We start from the raw sequence: 2,129 nt of genomic DNA, 5'->3' as shown, positions 1-2,129 counted from the left end.
GTGGGCCGGTCGTCCCGGCCCGCCCGGCCGTCCCGGCCCGGCGGTGGGCCGGTCGCCGGTCAGTCGTCTCCGGCGGTGATCTGGCGGCCGTAGTCCACGACCTGGCTCTCGTCCGGCGGCCGGAGGGAGAACTTCTTGTTCCAGTCGGCCATCTCGACCACTCCCCCGCCGCCGCCGCGTTCCAGACGCAGCGGGTAGGGCGTGCCGATCAGGGCGACGTCGAGCATGCCGCCCTCGCCGCTGCCGCCCGTCACCCGCACCGTGCGCACCCCGCCGACCTCACCGCGGTCGCCGGTCTCGCGCTTGCCGGACAGCACCAGCAGGCCGTCCAGCATCAGGTTGATGTCGGTGAAGCCGCTGAGCTGCTTGTAGGCCGGGTCGCCCGGCGGCACCTTCACGTACTTGCCGTCCAGTTTGCGGGCCGCGGCACGGTCCGAATCGGTGGGCTTCTCGTCGCTCTTCTCCTGGTGCACCCAGAAGTCCGCGTCCGCCTTGAGGAAGAGGTCCTTGTCGACCCGCAGCAGCTCGAAGCGGGAGCCGCCCTTGGTGGAGACCTCACCCACCCCGCCGCTGTCCTTCAGTCTCATGTCCAGGCGGTAGGTGCGGCCCTGGCTGACCACGCTGCCGGAGAGTCTGACCGCGTCGGCCGCTTCCGCGGCCTGCCGGGCGGAGCGCTCGATCTTCGCCGCCGACAGCTTGCCGATACCGTTCGTGCCCTTGTCGGGGTCCTCGGTCGCACACGCCGTCCCGGTGGCCGCGAGTCCCGCGCAGATCGCCCCCGCCAGAGCCGCACGACGGGTGCGGGCGCATGGTGTCACGTCGGCTGATCCTCCTGTGTCGGAGCCGGAGCACCCGCACCCTACCGCTTCCCCGGGGCCCGGCTTTGGTGGGTGGCACCGGTCTCGCCGTACCATCGGGAACATGGCTACCGACACGTACGGATCCGGACCCACCGAGGAAGCGGTGCGCGACGCACTGGCGACGGTGAACGACCCGGAGATCCACCGCCCCATCACCGATCTCGGCATGGTCAAGTCGGTGGAGATCGCCGCGGACGGTTCGGTCGCCGTGGGCGTCTATCTGACCGTTTCCGGCTGCCCCATGCGGGAGACCATCACGCAGCGGGTGACGGACGCCGTGGCCGCCGTCAAGGGCGTCACGGACGTGCAGGTCGAGCTGGACGTGATGAGCGACGAGCAGCGGCGCGAACTGGCCTCCTCGCTGCGCGGCGGCAAGGCCGAGCGTGAGGTGCCGTTCGCCCAGCCCGGCTCGCTGACCCGCGTGTACTGCGTGGCGTCCGGCAAGGGCGGCGTCGGCAAGTCCTCCGTGACGGTGAACCTCGCCGCGGCGATGGCCGCGGACGGCCTGAAGGTCGGCGTGGTGGACGCCGACATCTACGGCCACTCGGTGCCGCGCATGCTCGGCGCGGAGGGCCGTCCCACGCAGGTCGAGGACATGATCATGCCGCCGTCGGCGCACGGTGTGAAGGTCATCTCGATCGGCATGTTCACCCCCGGCAACGCCCCGGTCGTCTGGCGCGGGCCGATGCTGCACCGGGCCCTCCAGCAGTTCCTGGCCGACGTCTACTGGGGTGACCTCGACGTCCTGCTGCTCGACCTGCCGCCGGGCACCGGTGACATCGCCATCTCGGTGGCGCAGCTGGTCCCCAACGCGGAGATCCTGGTGGTGACCACACCGCAGCAGGCCGCGGCGGAGGTCGCCGAGCGGGCCGGCTCCATCGCGGTGCAGACCCACCAGAAGATCGTCGGCGTGGTGGAGAACATGTCGGGGCTGCCCTGCCCGCACTGCGACGAGATGATCGACGTCTTCGGCACCGGCGGCGGCCAGCGTGTCGCCGACGGGCTGTCCCGGACGACGGGCACCCAGGTCCCGGTGCTGGGTTCCATCCCGATCGACGTCCGGCTGCGCGAGGGCGGTGACGACGGCCGGCCGGTGGTGCTGTCCGACCCGGAGTCCCCGTCGGGCGCGGCCATCCGCTCGGTGGCGGGCAAGCTCGGCGGGCGCCAGCGCGGCCTCCAGGGCATGTCCCTCGGCCTCACCCCGCGCAACAAGTTCTGACGGCGGTGCGGCCGCGGCGGGCGTCCCGGAGGCGGCACGCACGGAAGGGG

The 2,129-nt window shown here is 72.1% G+C and carries 2 protein-coding genes; one reads left to right on the top strand and one right to left on the bottom strand.

Annotated features, from left to right (window positions below):
• Positions 1-59: 59 nt before the first annotated feature.
• Entirely contained in the window at positions 60-818 is a 759-nt protein-coding gene (locus ACYVE9_RS24155; RefSeq protein ID WP_461030010.1) for a hypothetical protein, read from the bottom strand.
• Positions 819-921: 103 nt separating this feature from the next.
• Between ACYVE9_RS24155 and ACYVE9_RS24150 the strand changes: the two genes are divergently transcribed.
• On the top strand, positions 922-2,079 hold the full coding sequence (locus tag ACYVE9_RS24150; protein WP_461030009.1) for an Mrp/NBP35 family ATP-binding protein: 1,158 nt from the start codon (positions 922-924) through the stop codon (positions 2,077-2,079).
• Positions 2,080-2,129: the final 50 nt, after the last annotated feature.

The organism is Streptomyces sparsus, assembly GCF_054776295.1.
Note: the sequence above shows the minus strand (reverse complement) of the source record. Positions and strands in the feature narration are given on the sequence as shown.

Excerpts from the sequence above, each read along its gene's own strand:
- ACYVE9_RS24150 (WP_461030009.1), top strand. The coding sequence starts at position 922 with ATGGCTACCGACACGTACGGATCCGGACCCACCGAGGAAGCGGTGCGC.